At 59.6% G+C, this 17,213-nt stretch carries 15 protein-coding genes; all 15 read right to left on the reverse strand.

Annotated elements, in window-relative coordinates:
* Positions 1–29 precede the first annotated feature (29 nt).
* Positions 30–1,073 (reverse strand): type VI secretion system baseplate subunit TssG, encoded by a 1,044-nt coding sequence (gene tssG, locus AC4ICF_RS13435; RefSeq protein ID WP_316379626.1) that lies wholly within the window; start codon positions 1,071–1,073, stop codon positions 30–32.
* Positions 1,070–2,941: a type VI secretion system baseplate subunit TssF gene (tssF, locus tag AC4ICF_RS13440; RefSeq protein WP_316379624.1), complete on the reverse strand. Its 1,872-nt coding sequence runs from the start codon at positions 2,939–2,941 to the stop codon at positions 1,070–1,072. Before tssF ends, tssG begins: the two co-directional genes overlap by 4 nt.
* A gap of 2 nt (positions 2,942–2,943) precedes the next feature.
* Entirely contained in the window at positions 2,944–3,507 is a 564-nt protein-coding gene (gene tssE, locus AC4ICF_RS13445) for a type VI secretion system baseplate subunit TssE (RefSeq protein ID WP_116339346.1), read from the reverse strand.
* Entirely contained in the window at positions 3,500–4,312 is an 813-nt protein-coding gene (locus tag AC4ICF_RS13450) for a type VI secretion system accessory protein TagJ (RefSeq protein WP_316379623.1), read from the reverse strand. The genes tssE and AC4ICF_RS13450 overlap by 8 nt, the downstream gene beginning before the upstream one ends.
* Positions 4,313–4,321: 9 nt before the next feature.
* Positions 4,322–5,314: a hypothetical protein gene (locus AC4ICF_RS13455; RefSeq protein WP_302218064.1), complete on the reverse strand. Its 993-nt coding sequence runs from the start codon at positions 5,312–5,314 to the stop codon at positions 4,322–4,324.
* A gap of 16 nt (positions 5,315–5,330) precedes the next feature.
* A complete protein-coding gene (locus AC4ICF_RS13460; protein ID WP_023336024.1) occupies positions 5,331–6,128 on the reverse strand; it encodes a PP2C family protein-serine/threonine phosphatase in 798 nt (265 codons plus the stop codon).
* Entirely contained in the window at positions 6,125–7,885 is a 1,761-nt protein-coding gene (gene tagH, locus AC4ICF_RS13465; RefSeq protein ID WP_163329924.1) for a type VI secretion system-associated FHA domain protein TagH, read from the reverse strand. Before tagH ends, AC4ICF_RS13460 begins: the two co-directional genes overlap by 4 nt.
* Before the next feature lie 86 nt (positions 7,886–7,971).
* Positions 7,972–8,325, reverse strand: a complete 354-nt coding sequence (locus tag AC4ICF_RS13470) for a T6SS amidase immunity protein Tai4 family protein (protein WP_316379620.1) — start codon at positions 8,323–8,325, stop codon at positions 7,972–7,974.
* A complete protein-coding gene (locus AC4ICF_RS13475) occupies positions 8,322–8,813 on the reverse strand; it encodes a type VI secretion system amidase effector protein Tae4 (RefSeq protein WP_121424099.1) in 492 nt (163 codons plus the stop codon). The genes AC4ICF_RS13470 and AC4ICF_RS13475 overlap by 4 nt, the downstream gene beginning before the upstream one ends.
* A gap of 58 nt (positions 8,814–8,871) precedes the next feature.
* The gene (locus tag AC4ICF_RS13480) at positions 8,872–9,354 is read right to left on the reverse strand and encodes an Hcp family type VI secretion system effector (protein ID WP_008502640.1); all 483 of its coding nucleotides are present in this window, start codon (positions 9,352–9,354) and stop codon (positions 8,872–8,874) included.
* Positions 9,355–9,728: 374 nt separating this feature from the next.
* Positions 9,729–11,228, reverse strand: coding sequence for a type VI secretion system contractile sheath large subunit (gene tssC / locus AC4ICF_RS13485; protein WP_014884232.1), 1,500 nt, complete (start codon positions 11,226–11,228; stop codon positions 9,729–9,731).
* 3 nt (positions 11,229–11,231) lie between these two features.
* On the reverse strand, positions 11,232–11,756 hold the full coding sequence (gene tssB / locus AC4ICF_RS13490) for a type VI secretion system contractile sheath small subunit (RefSeq protein WP_008502644.1): 525 nt from the start codon (positions 11,754–11,756) through the stop codon (positions 11,232–11,234).
* Positions 11,757–11,831: 75 nt separating this feature from the next.
* On the reverse strand, positions 11,832–12,848 hold the full coding sequence (tssA, locus tag AC4ICF_RS13495) for a type VI secretion system protein TssA (protein ID WP_163329920.1): 1,017 nt from the start codon (positions 12,846–12,848) through the stop codon (positions 11,832–11,834).
* A gap of 11 nt (positions 12,849–12,859) precedes the next feature.
* A complete protein-coding gene (gene tagF, locus AC4ICF_RS13500) occupies positions 12,860–13,576 on the reverse strand; it encodes a type VI secretion system-associated protein TagF (protein WP_116339326.1) in 717 nt (238 codons plus the stop codon).
* A gap of 16 nt (positions 13,577–13,592) precedes the next feature.
* Positions 13,593–17,213, reverse strand: coding sequence for a type VI secretion system membrane subunit TssM (gene tssM / locus AC4ICF_RS13505; protein WP_252075305.1), 3,621 nt, complete (start codon positions 17,211–17,213; stop codon positions 13,593–13,595).

Consider the following 17,213-nt stretch of genomic DNA (forward strand, 5'->3'; position numbering starts at 1 on the left):
CATTAACAATGATTCGGTATACGGAAGGATTACCGCTCTGCGCGATACACCAGATCGCCACGCGGGACAGGCTGCGGCTGCAGGCCCAGCCAGGTGTTATAGCCTAATCGCCCATTGCTGCCGAGCGTGGTACCCTGCACCGCGTCTTCATGCAGGATCACCCGCGTTTCCCATTCAAATTCAATCCCGGCGTACTGGCGCACCCAGTCGCGCAGCTCGGTGACCCACGCTTCACCCGGCAGAAAGCGGTTGTACTCCTCCGCGCTCAGCGGGCCAATCTCAATGCGAAACTTATGCTGCACGTCGCGGACGGCGACGCCAAGAAAGGCGGATTCACCCATACGCGGCATGCGGCGGCCTTCCCCCAGCTGCGCCTGCTCGCGCGTGGAAAGCGGCATCCACTGCGGCACGTTGCTGACCAGTTTGACCGGCGCTTTAAAGTAGCTGCGCAGGATTTTCTCCAGCCCCTCCGGATCCCGCCCGTGACGGGTCAGGTGTCCGGCGTGGGTAAAGCGGGCATGGGAGCTCAGGCTGCCTTTGTTCATCTGCCCCGGCTGCCCCATGCCAATCAGCGACGCCAGGTAGCGCTCAAAGCGCCTGTTATCGGCGCGATCCAGAGAGACAGCCGGTTGCGCATCCGCCCACGCGCGGTAAAACAGCAGCGCCAGACGATGATGAAACAGATCGGCAAACGCGCTGAGGCTGGTGTCCTGATGATGATGAATACGCTCGCGGGCGTATTCGGTCATATGGACCGGCAGCGGACCGTTCGGGCCAAACAGGCCGAAGCTTAAAATTGATACTTCATGAATCCCGCTTTCCTCACGCAGGCCGACCTGAGCCAGCGTCGACGGCGCAAAGCTCATCGACGGTTGCTGGCCAATGCGCAGCGGCTCAAACTTCGGCAGCGGCGCGCGTCCCAGCGGGTAGCGCTCGCCGCCCTGGGCATCAATGCGCCTTAACAGCTGAAACAGATCGTAGCGCCAGGGCGCCTCACGGACCCCGTGCCAGAACGCATCCGGCAGCTTCGTCAGGCGATGTACGCGCAGCGGTGCAGTAGCGGCGTCACTCATACCAGCGCCCTTTTACCCATGCGAGGCGCCCAGTAGCCAATCTCGCCGCGCTGCTGGCTCTTCAGGGTGAACTCGGTGAAGCTGTTGATAGAGACCAGACGGGCAAAGAGGCGCTCCATCACGCTGCCGAAAAGCCACGGGCTGGCGCCGGAAAACGCCCGCTCGTCTACGGTCAGGCTGATGCCAATTCCACGGGCGAAAACGACCGGGCCGGGTTCAGGCACGCGGCGGTGAACCGGCTCCAGCACGCAGTGGCGAACGCCCTCTACCTGACGCGCCACCGGCGTCTCGGCCAGGTTGGCGTACAGCCCTAACAGCTGGCGCAGTGCGGCTGCCCCCTCTTCATTCTCGCTGTCCATCAGGCTGAGGTAGTTCATCTGCAGCTGGCTGATGAGCCGCCAGGTGCTGAACCCTTCAGCCAGCGCCGGACGTGGTGGCGTCGGCCCTTTACGCAGGGTGAGTGATTTCACCGGCATAGAGTCGGCCATAATGAACTGCCCGAGCTCCTGCTGCAGCATCAGCGGCAGGTCGCGGCTGGTGCAGAGCACCTCGGCAGAGATATAGCGCAGGTTTTCCTGCCACGGCGCATGCTGCTCGTCCACCAGCGAAACAAACACCTCTGAACCGATATAGCCGGTACGGGTGCCGTAGCGCAGGGCATGTTCAGAGAGCACGCGCTGTTCCCGGCGCAGGGAAAAATAGGCCCCGTAGTTGCCCGCGTCGCCGCTCCAGGTGCTCCAGAATGGACGAAACGTCTGGTCGTCGCGCTGACCATCGGCGCTGCCAAAAATTTTATTTACCGCGTAAATTTCATAATCCAGTGGCCGGATGTTATCGACCACCAGATGGTATTCGTGCTGCCCTTCATTCAGCTTCTGCCGGGCCGCCACTTTCGGGAACAGGTTGATGACCGGCGTACAGTGCAGCGCCAGATGGCTGGCGTCCACCACGCGTTCCAGCTGCTCATCCGACTTATCCAGCAGAATAAAAATGTCGAAGGCTTTTTCGCCCTCGCAGCGCTGGATCAGCGTGCTCAGACCGCTCAGGCTGATGAAGCGGAAGCGGGCCGGAAACGCAAAATACTCCTGCAGCAGACGGTAGCCGTCAAAGTTGCGCAGATCGTCCGGAAGGAGCGCCTGGTCAGACTCAAAGCCCTCCTGGCGAAGCGCGTCCGACGCCAGCAGCTGTCGCTGCGGCTGCGGGCTGACCGTCTGGCAGACGATCCCGGCGTGATGCTCCATGACCAGCTCCAGCAGCTTCAGCGCCTCAATGTCCGGGCCGCTCAGGAAAAACTCCAGCCGGTCGAAATCCAGGTGCCCGAGGTTTTGCGGGCCATCGCAGGCGATGCGGATCCGCAGGGCGCTGTTGATCCCCCGCTGGCTCAACCCCAGCTGCGCGAGCGGCAGATCGGCGGGCACGCCGCCCAGCTCGACCTTGTCGATTTTCAGCGGCAGCAGGTTGACCTCGTGCGCCGTGGTATAGCTGCAGGTCACGCCGGTTTTTTTCAGCGCCAGGCTGTCCATCATGGTGCCGCGCGGCACAATGAAGCCCTTGCTCAGGTCGCCCCGGCTGCTGTCGGGCTCAATCTCCGCGATCGCCATCGACGGCGTGGGTGCGAGGTAGTTCGGCGCGATCATCTCCAGCAGACGCTGGGAGAAGCGCGGAAACTCCGCGTCCATTTTCATCTGCACGCGGGAGGTCAGGAAGGCGAAGCCCTCCATCAGACGCTCGGTATACGGATCCGCCACGTCGATGCCGCGCATGCCCAGCCGTCCGGCGACTTTTGGGTAACGTTCGGCAAACTCGGCCCCCATTTCGCGCAGGTAGGCCAGCTCGCGGTTGTAATATTCGAGCAGTTTACTTTCCATGATTACCCCGCATCTTTCAGTTCAAAATGGCCGTTTTCCAGATCGACATCGGTGCGAAACAGAAACTCCAGCGGGTACGGCACGCACCATAAACGCCCTTTGATCTCGATGGAGAGCACGTTGTGCAGATCCAGCGAGGAGGTATCCGACACGCAGCGGACCTGCAGCCCCTGCGGCAAAATGCGCGGTTCAAAATTGATGATGGCCTCGGTAAGCTTGCGCTGAATATCGTGCCATTCGATATCCGACATTCTTTTCCCGGCGAGCGGCGCGACGCCAAAGTTAATCACCGAGCGGCTCACGTGCGGCAAGGCGCTCAAATCGCCGGAGGCATCGTGGTTGATGGTGTTAAACAACCACTGCAGATCCCGCAGCACGTTGCGGCGCAGGGCGGCGTGGGTGATCAGATTGCTGTTAGCCGGCTCGCGCTTTTTTTCCGGGTCGTTATCGGTGAGACGATCCAGCAGCGAGGGCTGCATTTTGTCGCGCGCCCCCACCTTCTCCTGCCTGCTGCGAGCTTGCCAGCCGCTGCGCAGCAGATCGCCTTCGCCAGCGGGATTACTCATCGGCTCCATCCGTCGCAAACGTCACGAGGCTTAACGACAGCAGCGGGCTTTCGCTTTGCTCGCTGAGCCAGGCTTTCTGGCCCATCCCTTCGTAGAGGGTGCCGTCCTCGTCGAGCGGCCGCCATTCGGTGGTGCGGCCCAGTTTGATCGCATCCGAAGCCTCGGCAGCAAACGGGTAACGCGCCGGGATCTGACACACCTGCTCCGTACCGTCGGTCAGGCGCACCAGCGCATGACGCCAGACCAGGTCGGTCACGCTGGCGGGGGCCTGGAAACGGATCTCCGCGATAGCGTTAAACGGCAGCCAGAAATAACGGCCGTTCACGAGGGTTTCGCACACCGGGCCAAGCCGGGCATCGCCGTCCATCAGCCACTCGAACGCCTGCGTCTCCTCATTTTCGAGGGTGATGAGACCGGCAGTGGCCTGCGCCTGTTCGAGGGCCTCCAGCCGCAGCGCATGCGCACGCTCGCCGTCCTCGCTAAGCGCCATAGCCAGGGTGGTCAGCCAAGGCCACTGGGTTTCAGGCATGGCCGGACGCGCCTGCCCCGCCATCACCTGCGCGCGCTGCAGCTCGCCCTGAATAGACTGCTCCAGCAGCGTGACGGTCGGCTTCGCCTGCGGCTTCAGCGCCAGCCAGCTTTTCAGCTGGGCCAGCGCACGCGTCCAGTTGCCGCTGAGGGTTAAAAACTGCACGAACGCGGCGCGGAGGTCGGCATCTGCCGGACGGGCTTTGATCTGTGCTTCGAGGCGCGCCAGCGCGTCGTTGAGCGTTTCACCCGCCAGTTGTTGATAGAGCGTATTCATAGCCATTCCTTAATTCGCCGCGCGCCAGGCGCCCACTGCCGGATCGCGCAGCTGAGGGCGCAGGGTATCAATCAGAACGATATTCAGCGGCGTGCCCGGTGCGACCCAGGCGCTCCAGGTTTTCTTCACCGCCGCAATACGCGCCTGCAGCTTTGCATCGTCGCTGGCAATCTCACGGGAAATCTCCACCGCCACCGTGCCGTTGCTCTTCCAGCTGTTCAGGGCGCTATCGTAAGGCAGGATCATCCAGCTCTGGTCGCTGTTCGGGGTGCTGAATACCATGCGCTCTTTGTTAACGGAGGTGATCAGCGCGTTTTCCGGATCGGCGCTCTGATTCAGCCCCATCACCGGGAAGCCGTGAATGTACGTCACCGCCATCTCTTTCTGTCCGCCGTTGCGGGACTGAGAGACAACGGTGTGACCGCTCAGCCAGCTGCCGTTACCGCAGCGGGTGGTGTCAGAATCCGGGATAAAGAGCGCCGGTGCGGATGCGCCCCCTTCCCAGAAGGTGCGCAGGTGGCAGCCGTCCTGCAGGGTAAATTCCTGCCACGGCGTGCGGTCCGCGGCGACTGTATGGGCGGCAACGTTCTGATCCGGTGGCAGTAACGCGCCGCTGGACGTGGCCGTGGTGACGGCAGGCGCAGCCTGCTGCTGTTTCACCACCAGCGCCCACTCCTGCGCTTTGGCGGCCGTACCCTGCGCCAGCGTCGTCCCCTCCGGATCGTTGAGCGTCCAGCTCAGCTTATTCACTTTGCTGCACTGGTGCTCCAGCAGCGAGCCAAGGCGCGGCACAAAGTTTTCCAGCACCGAGACGTCTTTCTTGCCGTTCGCCACGATACGCAGCGCCACCTCAGGCTTACACCAGCTCTGCGGCGTGTTGTCTTTGATGTTGTCGATCCAGATATCCAGCTTCTGCGCAGGAGACTGCACGATGCGGAAATTCTCAGCCTGCGCGGTGGAGGTCACCGCCAGAAGTGCCAAACCCGATAGCCAAAGTTTCATATCGTTCCTTGTGTGTCTAATCAGTTCCGCAGGGAAGAAATTGTGCTGCGTCAGAGAGGGTGTGCAGCAAAGTAGTGTCCTGAGGATTGCCCATCCATACCGCCAGGGCAGTATAGTTATCCTGAGCATTCCCTTCCTGTTCGCCATTCTTTTGAATGATTTGGTTCATTAAGGTCAGCCACTCCTGCGGCGTATTGACCATGTGAAGTGACTGCTTCATTTGCTCTTCACTGACGCCGTGCCAGAACCCGTCGGTGCAGAGTAAAAAGGCATCGCCGTCTTCCACCTGCACCACGTCGCTGTAGCTCGCCTCCGGCCCGCCGTTTTCAATCCCCAGCGCCAGATAAAGCAGGTTGCTGTTGAGATCGTCCGTCTGATGCCCGGCATCCTTCATCTGCTGCACCAGGCTGTGGTCGGTGGTCACGTGCCACAGCCATCCCCGGCGAAACAGGTACAGGCGGCTATCGCCGGCATGCGCCCAGTACGCCAGCCCGTAGTCCCGGTCAATGAACAGACTGACCAGCGTTGTGCCCATCCGGCGATAGTCCTGAACGGCCTGCTGTTCGCTCAGAATGGTGCGGTTCGCCGTCTGTACATAATCTCGGATATGCTGCGCGTTCAGGTGCTTGTCGCCATCGAAGCGGGAGATAATGCTGTTGCGGGCCAGTTCCGCGGCGACCTCACCGCCCGGCAGCCCCGCGATGCCGTCACAGACGACAAAGCAGGCCGAGCGTTCCCCTATGGTTTCTCCCGTCTGATCCTGGTTGCTGGCGCGCGTCCCCTGGCGGGAGAGAGAAGCGGTTGCGATATTCATTTGTCTTCCGATCCGCTCTGTGAGTCTTTGTACTGATTCACCTCCATGTCGTACGCATGAAGGAAGGCTTCGCCGAACAGGGTGTGGAAGTCATCCTCGATCTCGCCCGCCGTCTCGCCATAGCTGCGAACAAAATAGTCCCACAGGGCGGCTTTGCGGCTGCCCGGCAGCGCCAGACGAGAGGTCATGCCGTTCTGCTTCGCCTGCTCCTCCAGCTGTTCCGGGTTAAAGGACTGCAGCATCGCGGCGATGATGGCCCGAATACCGGAGATCATCCCCAGCTGGTGCGCCTGAAGGTCGATCAGCGCGTCGCGCACGGATTTGGTCGGCGGCATAAAGCCCGGCATCGGCGTACCAAACATCTGGATCAGTACGGTTTTGCCGGTCGGCAACAGCTTGAACGGGTTGTTGGCATCGTCCAGCACCATGGTCATATCGGCTTTCACGCCGCGCTTGAGGATAGAGCGCGACGAGAGCAGCGCCACTGTGCCCTGCGAGAACATGCCCAGAATCTGCCCCAGCTGACGCATATTTTCACGGTCAAACTGCGGAACAGGCTGCATTTCGCTCAGGCCCATACCTTCGAGCAGCGCCTGCAGCAGTTCGCCCTGCAGCACTTCGCCCTTCTCGCCGTTATTCGCGGTGGCGGTTGGGGTTGCCGCGTTGTTGACCGGGTCGATGCGCAGACGTCCCTTCGGTGCCTGAGCGCTGCTGCGCGCAACGGCCTGCGGTGTTGGCATGGTGAAGCCCGCGTAATCCGGCCGCGCCGGCTCTTCTTCACGCGCCGTTTCCTGCGGCTCAGGAGCGAACAGCGGAGAATCAGCCAGCACATCCTCTTCCTGCTCTGATTCAGGCGCTGGTGCTGGCTTGTCGTCAGCAATGTCATCCGGATGGGTTAACGGTGCCCCGCCCATCAGCCCGAGCGGGTCATCATTGCGCGCGGCTGGCGCGCTGGCCTTTCCACCAAACAGCGCCAGCGGGTCGAGCTCGTCCGACGCTTCTTCTTTAGCGGTGGGTTGCCCCTCAACCGGCGGCACCAGCGTGGAAGGCGTCACGTCGTCAAAAATGCTCTCTTTTTTGAACAGCGCTTCGTCGCTGAACAGCGTGTCCGGGTCGACGTTCTTACGCTCAAGCGATGGATCGCTGTCGTTGAACATCGCGAGCGGATCTTCGGCATTACGCTCCGGGGCCGCAGGCTGGGAGAACGGATCGTGCGATGTCGCAGGCTGAGGTTTTGCGCGGTTGCTGGAGATGCTGTCAGAGATGGAGAACTCCTGCATCAGGCTGTCCCAGATTTCCGACGGCACGGCGGTCGGTTCCGCTTTACCGCGTGGCGCAGGGTTAGCAGGCTTCGCTTGCGCTGCGGGTGCAGTTGGCGCGGCTGTCGGACGTGGCGGCTGCTGCATGCTTGCCGCCATACGGCTTACCGGCTGCGTATCGTGGATAAGCTCAGTAACTTCAATGCGGTAGTCATCAATACCGAGAATGTCGCCATCCTGGAGTTCAACCTGACGCCCCCGCTCCAGCGGAATGTCATTTAATACCACGCGGGTGACGCTGCCACGGTTGGTAACGCGGCATTCGCCCTGGGCATCAACGTGGACAATGGCCTGCAGACGCGAGATGGTGCGGTCATTGTCCGGCAATACCAGATTGTTATCCGTACCGCGCCCAATGGTGCCGCCCGGGGCGTAAAAATCACAGCTGCTCTGCGGCGGCTGATGACCGGGTTTCGTAGAAATAATCGTGAATCGCATGGCGTATTCCTGCTGGTATGATTAGCGCTCAAACGCTGCCGCTCTCGGGGCGAGAACGGCGGCGTTTGGGGCCGCTTCCACTGCTTCTATTTTGCGGTTTTGAGCGGACGAATCTCGTCGCTGTTGGCGATTAAGCTGCACTTTAAAACCTGATATTGACCCGACTGAGTACCGCCCACGTTCTCTTTCAGTAAAGTTGCAATCACCTTGTCAGCTTTTTCAAAATTTTCAGCAGGCAGATCGCTTGCTTCCAGCCAGGCGGCCGCGCTGGCCTCTGCATCATCTTTCAGACTTTTACTGTCTGCGATCTTGCTGATGCACCGATTTTGCACCCAATTTTCAAAGATTTGTTGCTGAGAAAAAGCGCTGACGGCAGGCAGATTTTGGGCATAAACAGCAGAGGCATTGATAGCCAATACCAGCAGTAATAAACGTTTCATTTCAGGCTCCAGAAGGTGGCGTTGGTCGGAATAAACGAACCATTACCCGGTGAGCCGAGGAAATGGCAATCATCAGAGCAAATATTTCCATTCCAGAGTGTTACATGACCGGTTGCGTCGCTCCAGCCGTGCCCGGTAAAAATGATGATGCCTTGCTTGCCTGCAAATTGCGCAGGCGTTGGGGAAGAAACCGACATATCTGCATTGCCCAGTACCGTGGGTAGAAATGCAATCATATCTTTAACGCGGAACATATAGCGCTTTTTGTCGTTCCCGGTCACTGTCGCATATTTACTGTTAGAAGGAATCGGAATGCCACAGTAATTTAAAACGTAACTCATACGAATTGGGCAGGCATTTTTAAAAATACCGGCGTCGATATTATGCTGAACTTTTCCACCCAATAATTTGCCAACCTGTTCTACGTTTACGTTAACTTCTCTGAATCTGTTCCAGGCGGCACCAAAAGCAGGACGCATTTGAGACATCTAATTTCTCCTTGATAAGAAGCTCAGGGTAAAGTGAGCCCTTTCGGGCCCACTATTATTATGCTTCTTTGTTTTCTTTGATATTCCAGCCAGCGCTGCTTTCAGCACCTTTACCACCAGACGTGGTCTGCTCCCAGTACTGCTGTTTCACTTTCGCAGCCTGGAATGCGTAGGTCACACCAACGGTATCGCCGTTGTCTGCACCAGTGTACTGAACGGAAGTCACCAGCACATCTTCCAGCGTAATGCGGGAATATTCCACCTGCTGGCCACCCGCTTTACATACGGACAGCTCAACTTTGGTCAGGTGTTTACCGCTGGCGCAGTGTTTCAGGATAGCGGTGGTGGATTTGTCGATCAGCGCGTTAACGTGCAGGTCGTTAAAGTTGACTTTACCGGCACCGCCGCCACCGCCAACGCTCATATTACCAGGCTGGGAAGCGCCCCAGGAGAAGGAGGTAATATCAGTCCAGCCGGTGTGGTTAGAATCTTTAGATTCGCCCGTAACACCCTCGACCTTCAGAAACATATCAATAGCCATAATATCTACTCTTCGTGGATGAACAATATTGCTTTCGAAAAAGCACTTATATGGCAAACAGGAAAGCATGGGGCTGAATAAAACCGTCCATATTTTACCTCTGCCTCACATCAAATGACGCGTGTCATTTGACAGTCTTACATTCCTTCGAAATAACGGAAGGAATGTGAAGTCATTATTACCGTGCGTTATTCTGGAACCTGTTAAGGGCAGCATTAACAATTTTGCCGTCTTTCTTGCCGGGTGGCGCTGTGCTTACCCGGCCTACATTGATCAGCAATATCAATAAATTGCATGTTTCATTGTAGGGCCGCGCAAGCGTAGCGCCGCCGGGCGAAACTCACAAAACGCACGTTGTCAGCAGTCTGACGCTTTTACGCGTCTTTCGTCTTCAGTGACGGCAGCTTAGATACCAGACGCAGAGAAACGGTCAGACCTTCCAGCTGGTAGTGCGGACGCAGGAAGAACTTCGCGGCGTAGTAGCCCGGGTTGTCTTCAATCTCCTGCACCTGCACTTCCGCAGCCGCCAGCGGTTTGCGGGACTTGGTTTCCTGGGAGGAATTAGCCGGGTCACCGTCCACGTAGTTCATCACCCAGTCGTTCAGCCAGCGCTCCATCTCTTCGCGCTCGCGGAAGGAGCCGATTTTGTCGCGCACGATGCACTTCAGGTAGTGGGCAAAGCGGCAGCAGGCGAACAGGTACGGCAGACGAGAGGCCAGACGCGCGTTGGCGGTGGCATCCGGGTCGTGGTACTCGGCCGGTTTCTGCAGAGACTGCGCGCCGATGAAGGCGGCAAAGTCGGAGTTTTTACGGTGAACCAGCGGCATAAAGCCGTTTTTCGCCAGCTCGGCTTCACGACGATCGCTGATGGCGATCTCGGTCGGGCACTTCATGTCCACGCCGCCGTCATCACTCGGGAAGGTGTGGCACGGCAGGTTTTCCACCGCTCCGCCGGACTCCACGCCACGAATCGAGGTGCACCAGCCGTACTCTTTGAAGGAGCGGTTGATGTTAGCCGCCATCGCATAGGCGGCGTTCGCCCAGGAGTAGCTGTTGTGGTTCGCGCCGTCGGTTTGCTCTTCAAAGTCAAAGCTGTCGACCGGGTTGGTGCGAATGCCGTACGGCAGGCGCGACAGGAAGCGCGGCATCACCAGGCCCAGATAGCGGGCATCTTCGGATTCACGCAGTGAACGCCAGGCCGCGTATTCGGTGTTCTGGAAGATCTTGGTCAGGTCGCGCGGGTTAGCCAGCTCCTGCCAGGACTCCATCTGCATCACGCCCGGTGCAGTACCGGTGATAAACGGACAGTGCGCCGCAGAGCCGATGCGCGCCATTTCGCCCAGCAGCTCCACGTCCTGCGGGCTGTGGTCGAAGTAGTAGTCGCCCACGATGCAGCCAAACGGCTCACCGCCGAACTGACCGTACTCCTGCTCGTAGATTTTCTTGAAGATCGGGCTCTGGTCCCAGCCCACGCCCTTGAAGCGCTTCAGGGTGCGGCCCAGCTCCTGCTTGGAGATGCTCATAAAGCGGATCTTCAGCATCTCGTCAGTTTCAGTGTTGTTCACCAGATAGCTCAGGCCGCGCCAGGCGCTCTCCAGCTTCTGAAACTCTTCGTGGTGAATGATCTGGTTCACCTGCTGCGACAGCTGCTCGTCGATACCGGCAATCAGGTTCTGAATGGTGCGATAGGTGTCGTTCGAGAAGGTAACGGTATTTTCCAGCGCCTGCTGCGCCAGGGTTTTGACCGCGCTTTCTACGGCGGAACGGGCCTGATCGGTTTTCGGGCGGAACTCTTTGTTCAGCAGCGCGCTGAACTCATCCTGGCTGAACGCCTGCCCCGCCTGCTGCTCGTGTTGTTGAGTCTGGTTGCTCATCGATTATTCCTCGCTACCTTTCGCGCTTTCGTCATTTTTCGGCAACTGGCTCAGGGATTTGAGCAGCGTCGGATCCTGCAGAATTTTAGCGATCAGCTCTTCCGCACCGTTTTTGCCGTCCATGTAGGTCAGCAGGTTAGAGAGCTGGGTACGCGCTTCCAGCAGCTTGTTCAGCGGCTCTACCTTGCGGGCCACCGCATCCGGCAGGAAGTCGTCCATGCTGTCGAAGGTCAGATCCACGTTGAGCTTACCTTCGCCAGTCAGGGTGTTATCCACCTGGAACGCCACGCGCGGCTTCAGCGCCTTCATGCGTTCGTCAAAGTTGTCGATGTCGATTTCGAGGAATTTACGCTCGTCGACGGCCGGCAGATTTTCAACCGGTTTGCCGACCAGATCGGCCATGACGCCCATCACAAACGGCAGCTGAATCTTACGTTCTGCACCGTAGATCTCTACGTCGTACTCGATCTGCACGCGGGGGGCACGGTTACGTGCGATGAATTTCTGCCCACTGTTACTCATTGCCATGATGTTCTCCATCAAAGATGCGCGGTGAAGGTGAAACGGCAGGCTCCATGCCTGTCGTCATAATGCCTGGACGCGTTATTCGCGGCGTCCAAAGATGTTTTCCAGTTGGTTAACGCCGTCTGGCGCCAGGTCGCGAATAATGTCCATGAAGTTAAGTTCTGACAGCCGCTGCACCCGTTCAATCATCAGCGGTGCGGGGTGGCTCGGTTCGTACTGCGCAAAATACTGCTTCGCTTTTTCCAGCATCAGCTGCGCGTCGGCGCGGCTGGTGACCTGCACGCTGCGCCAGTCGGTCACCTGCTGAATCGGCTGCGTTGCCGCCGATTGCTGTTCAGCCTGTGGCTCTGCCTGCGCTTCACGGTTCGGCAGCAGCTTGCTGATGTCGGTCACCTGACACGCGCTGGCGACCAGCCCCACGGTTTTCAGCAACTGCTCCATCTCCGGCACGCCGCTTTCACCGAGATGCCCGGTGAGCAGCTCACGGATGGCAAGCAGCCGTTCGTTAATGACGATAACCGCTGCGGTTCCCGGCTGGTCGCCGCGGGCCAGCTCGTCAATCAGCCGCGGACGGCCGCCGGGATAGTCCGGACATTCCGTCTTGCTGCCGTCCAGCAGCGCCTGGGCGTCACGCAGCGAAATTTCATCGCCGTTAGAACGCAGCAGCGAGGCGTTGCGTACCGCGACGGTGAGGTCGGATTTATCGCTCAGCCCGGCCAGGGCGTTAATGCGGTAGAACGGGTCGGTTTCGCCATACTCTTCAAGCAGCGGGTAGAGCGGCTCCCAGTAGCGCGCGATCGCCTCCTGCACCAACAATAATCCGTCCGCGTAGCCCGCAAGCCCGCGGCGGCGGGTCCAGGCATGGGTTAACGCCAGCATCACGCGAAGATCTTTGGTGCGGGTCAGCAGGCTGGTGGCGAATTTTTCAACCGTGTTCCAGTCAGCTGGCTCTGCCGGGATAATGGTGTCGCCAAACTGCTGTTCCGCTTTCCCAAGACTTGCCTGATTCATGATCTGGAAGTCGGCGTCGTACTCCAGGTTTTCGCCGCAGGGCTTTTCGGGGCTTATTGGCGCGAGAAATTCTTCGATATTCATGAGATCCCTGCTTATTCAAACATGGGCGGATAGAGACCGTGACGGCCCGGACGGGCGCCTCCTGCCGGGTCGAACAGCAGGGTGAAAAGCTGCCCGGTAAAGTTACCGCTGTGCACGTGGGTGTAGAGCGGGTAACCGTCGCAGCGGTTGGTCCACCAGTAGCTGGTCTGACGCAGCGGGTCAAAACACTCTGCCGCCTGCGGCCAGCCCAGCGTGCTCTGGCCGTCCTCGTCATAGCCAATGACGTCAAGGATGTCGGAACGCTTTTGCGGCTCGACGGGCTGCGGCGCCGGAATGGACATCAGCATCTCATCCAGCTGCGAGGCGGAAAAGCTATTGCGCACCGCGTGCAGCCCCAGACGACCAATCTGCTGATACCAGCTCTCCGCCTGGCTGAGCAGGCTGGTCGACCACTCTGACGGGGCAAAGCTCAGTTGAATGCAAACCGGGTACTGTCGGCCAACGCTGTCGCGGCCGGGCAGCAGGCAGCCCATCTGGATCATCTGGCTGCCCAGCATCGGCGGGACGACGAAATTCCAGACCGGTGCTTTGGTGAACTGGCGTTCGCCACCGCGCTGCTCTTCCTGCTGCCAGGCGAGCAGGCCAACCTGAAACCAGTGCGACCACTGGCGCTGTAAGGTGTCAGGAAAGCGACGCTGCAGGAAATCTCCGGCGCTGGGTAATTTGCCATACCAGCTGTAGCGGTTCATCGCAGGGGTATTCGTCATACGGCTGTCCTTGCGGTTATGGGCATGAGAAACGGGGAAGCTGGAACGGGTTGCGAATGCTGTTTGGCGCAAACTCCAGCGTGACCTGATGTCCGTCGACGTTGAAGGTGGCCTGACGGCTCAGGCTACCCGCGCCAGGGCTGGTGCTCGCTTTGTCGAAAAAGCGGTTGAGCGCCCAGGAACCGTTAGTTACCAGCGTCGCCGTGCTGCCGTTAGCCAGCCCCAGCTGCATGCGTACCTGATTGGTGCCGCCCGGCCCCGGCCAGTTCATGATCTGCACGGCCTGCGGGCCGTGGCTGTAGCGCAGGAGCTGGCCGTCGACGTCCAGCGTCAGGTTCAGAATGGTGTTATCCATTCTCACAGTGCGTACCGTTACCTTGAAAGACGGCGTGGTGGCGCCGTTAGCAAAGAAAGCGTCGCGAATCGACTGGGCCTGCTGGAACGGTCTCAACAGCCCTTCGCTGCCCGGCAGGGTTTTACCGTCGATGCCCGGCATAAAGCGCCAGTTTGCCTGCGTGGTATCGACTTTGCTGGTCAGGTTGTCGCGAAAGAAGGTATCCATCAGCCCGGTACCGGGGGCAAACATGCGGGCAAGATCGTCCGGGGTGACCTCGGTGCTGGCGCTGCGCACCAGCGGGTAGCGGCCGGCGATTGCCTGACGGCAGAACCCGCCGACTTCAACGTTAATCCGCTTACGCACGTTTTCCAGGTCGCGGCGCTGGGTATCGCTGCTGGCCCCCACCGCCATGTTGCTGAACATGGTTTGCAGTCCGCCCGGCAAACGACCGGCGCTGGCCTGCAGACGGCTGATCGCCTCACCGCCGGGTGCTGGCATACCGCTGTTGGCCGCATCCTGAACCGCGGTCAGGTAACGATAAAGCTCATCCACCTGCTTGAGAAAATCATCAAATACAATCGTCTTCCCGCCTTTCTCCAGCGGCTGCGCCAGCTCAATCATCGGCGCATAGTGGTCGGTCACCAGCTGCTCCGGCGCCTGAGTAATCGCGGCGGCCTGCGTCGGGGCATTGTCATTATTGCTGAACAGCGCTTCCAGCGTGCGGGTGGCGCGGTTGCTCTGCGCCTGCGCTTTACCGGCATCTTCCGGCGCCGGGGTATCGCGGGATAGCGTCAGCACCTGGCTCAGGTTCTGGACCAGACGACGCAGGGGCGAGTTTGCGCCAGAGAGCAGGCGCGCGGTGTTGATGCGCTGGGAGAGATCGGCGCTGTTATTAAGCTGAATGTCGGCGAGAAAGCGATCCCAGTTCGCGATAAAGTCGCGCATGTAGAGCTGGCGCACGGCGTTATCGATCTGCTGTTTATCTTCCTGCGCGGTTGCGGCGCCCAGCACCCAGGCGTCGTCCTCATGCAGGGCGGTGGTTACGCTGTCAATCTGGCTGTTAAAGCTTTTCCAGTAACCGTCCGGCGTATAGAGCCCCGGCACGCCTTCGCTTACCGGCTTGCCGCTTTTGCGGGAAAACACCAGCTCGCTCTGCGGGCCGCCCAGATCGGAAAGGGAGACCGGCTTGAGGTTTTCGTCATGTTCCAGCAGGCGCTTCAGGCGACCGTAGACGCGGGTTGAAAGTGGCTGCTGGTTGATCAAAGCCCTTTCGCGTGCCACCAGGGATTCGTCCTGAGCGTACGGCGAGGCCTGAATTTTCGGCTCCAGCAGCTGGGTGAGATGCCATTCGAGCTGCTGCAGCTGCGCCTTCGTGACGTTTTGCGGCAGGTTACGCTGCAGGTTGAGCATCACCCACGAATGCAGGAATTTGCCGTCGTAGTGTTTCGGCTGATACAGCATCTGATAGGCTTTCAGCGCCTCGTAGCTGTACTCCACGTCGCTGCCGTTGTCGTTGCGCAGCCAGGTGGTGATGTGCATTGCAACGGCGGGCAACAGCAGCTGATCCAGCGCTTTCTGGTACAGGGACTGAGAGGCATCGCTGACGTCATCCCCACGGTAAAGCCCCATGCGGCGGGAGACTGGCGGATCGTTGACATCAAACGCGTCGCTTTTCGGCAGGTCCACCAGGCCATTCAGCAGCGGGAGCAGATCGAACAGGTCACGCTGCGGCTGGTTCTGCAACGCTTTGCTCTGCTGGTCCAGCAGCGGCACCTTCGCATCCACCTCTTCCAGATAGGCCTTGTTTTTTGCATAGCTGGTCAGCCACAGCCCGCCGAGGATCGCCAGCAGGGCCAGCAGCGCCGCGTAGCCGGACCAGATCACTGCCCGGTTGCGCAGTTCCCACCAGCGGTTTTCGCCGGCAATCCCGGCTTCCTGGAAGATGACGTTTTGCAGCAGGTTCTTGATGAAGAAGCTCTGGCCCTTCGCGCCGGGGATAGGCGCTTCTTTGCTTACCGAATCCCAGTTATCGTTCTCTCCCCCTTCCGGCAGGGAGAGCGCGCGGTTCAGTTCGCCCATTACGCGGTCGAACGGCATGCCTTCCTGGGTACCGCTGGCGAAGTAGATCCCGCGCGGCGAGAACTCGGTTTCGAAGTTGGAGCGGGCGAAGACCGTGCTGAGGTAATCCGCCAGCAGTGGACGCAGCGCGGCGAACTCCTGTGGGAAGAGATACGCTTCGGCACGGGTTTTCGCATCATGCTCTTTGAGCATGGTTTCCGGCAGCCCGGCATCAAGGCGCTGCTGCAGCAGAGAAAACTCCTGCTGGAAGTTACCCATCAGGTCGTAATCGGCGTGTTTGGTTTGCTCCCACGGCAGCGTGAAGCCCCAGATCTGGTCTCGCTGCGCTTTGTCGTAGTCGGCAAACCACGCGCGGAAGCCTTTAAGCAGGTCGGCCTTGGTCACCATCACGTACACCGGGAAACGGATACCCAGCTGCTCATGCAGTTCAGAAAGGCGCTGGCGCAGGTTCACCGCCTGCTGGCGGGACGCCTCGGCGGACTGGGTCAGCAGGTCCGAAATACTGATCGTGACGATGACGCCGTTGATCGGCTGGCGGCGACGGTACTTGCGCAGTAGCCCCATGAACTGCAGCCATTCACCGGCGTCCTGCACCTGTTCGCTTTCCTGAGTGGTATAGCGACCCGCGGTATCCAGCAGCACGGCCTCGTTGGTAAACCACCAGTCGCAGTTGCGCGTGCCGCCGATGCCCCGCAGCGCGGTTTTACCGAAGCGGTCGGCCAGCGGGAACTGCAGCCCGGAATTAACCAGCGCCGTGGTTTTACCGGAACCCGGCGCGCCGATAATGACGTACCACGGCAGCTGGTAGAGATATTGCGTGCTGAAGCGCTGCGTCCACTGGGCACCCTGTCCCGCTTTGCTGAAGTGCGCTTTTTTCAGCATCTGCGCGGCTTCATCAAAACGGCTGGCGAGGATCTGCTCCTCGCTGTTCAGGCGCTGCTGCGGATCCGCCGCCTCCGGGCTGGTGGTGTTCTCGTTGAGCTTGTCCATCAGCTTGCGGTTCAGCCAGGCGTTATAAAGACGCGGCAGAATATGGCCCTGAGCCCACAGCAGGTAGACCACGGCAATACTGATGATGCGGTTCTGCTCGGATTCGAGCGGTCGGGTGTCCACGATGGACAACAGCGGACCTATCATCCAGATCACCGCCGCCAGCGCCGTGACGCCGAGGAAGCTCCACAGAATGCGGTTAGTCAGTATGGAAAGAAGAGTCGTCAGCAT

The sequence above is a fragment of the Enterobacter sp. ECC_219_Taxon_10 genome, assembly GCF_058354905.1.

Coding starts and splice junctions, on each gene's coding strand:
- tssG (WP_316379626.1), bottom strand. CDS start 1,073: ATGAGTGACGCCGCTACTGCACCGCTGCGCGTACATCGCCTGACGAAG.
- tssF (WP_316379624.1), bottom strand. CDS start 2,941: ATGGAAAGTAAACTGCTCGAATATTACAACCGCGAGCTGGCCTACCTG.
- tssE (WP_116339346.1), bottom strand. CDS start 3,507: ATGAGTAATCCCGCTGGCGAAGGCGATCTGCTGCGCAGCGGCTGGCAA.
- AC4ICF_RS13450 (WP_316379623.1), bottom strand. CDS start 4,312: ATGAATACGCTCTATCAACAACTGGCGGGTGAAACGCTCAACGACGCG.
- AC4ICF_RS13455 (WP_302218064.1), bottom strand. CDS start 5,314: ATGAAACTTTGGCTATCGGGTTTGGCACTTCTGGCGGTGACCTCCACC.
- AC4ICF_RS13460 (WP_023336024.1), bottom strand. CDS start 6,128: ATGAATATCGCAACCGCTTCTCTCTCCCGCCAGGGGACGCGCGCCAGC.
- tagH (WP_163329924.1), bottom strand. CDS start 7,885: ATGCGATTCACGATTATTTCTACGAAACCCGGTCATCAGCCGCCGCAG.
- AC4ICF_RS13470 (WP_316379620.1), bottom strand. CDS start 8,325: ATGAAACGTTTATTACTGCTGGTATTGGCTATCAATGCCTCTGCTGTT.
- AC4ICF_RS13475 (WP_121424099.1), bottom strand. CDS start 8,813: ATGTCTCAAATGCGTCCTGCTTTTGGTGCCGCCTGGAACAGATTCAGA.
- AC4ICF_RS13480 (WP_008502640.1), bottom strand. CDS start 9,354: ATGGCTATTGATATGTTTCTGAAGGTCGAGGGTGTTACGGGCGAATCT.
- tssC (WP_014884232.1), bottom strand. CDS start 11,228: ATGAGCAACCAGACTCAACAACACGAGCAGCAGGCGGGGCAGGCGTTC.
- tssB (WP_008502644.1), bottom strand. CDS start 11,756: ATGGCAATGAGTAACAGTGGGCAGAAATTCATCGCACGTAACCGTGCC.
- tssA (WP_163329920.1), bottom strand. CDS start 12,848: ATGAATATCGAAGAATTTCTCGCGCCAATAAGCCCCGAAAAGCCCTGC.
- tagF (WP_116339326.1), bottom strand. CDS start 13,576: ATGACGAATACCCCTGCGATGAACCGCTACAGCTGGTATGGCAAATTA.
- tssM (WP_252075305.1), bottom strand. CDS start 17,213: ATGCTGACGACTCTTCTTTCCATACTGACTAACCGCATTCTGTGGAGC.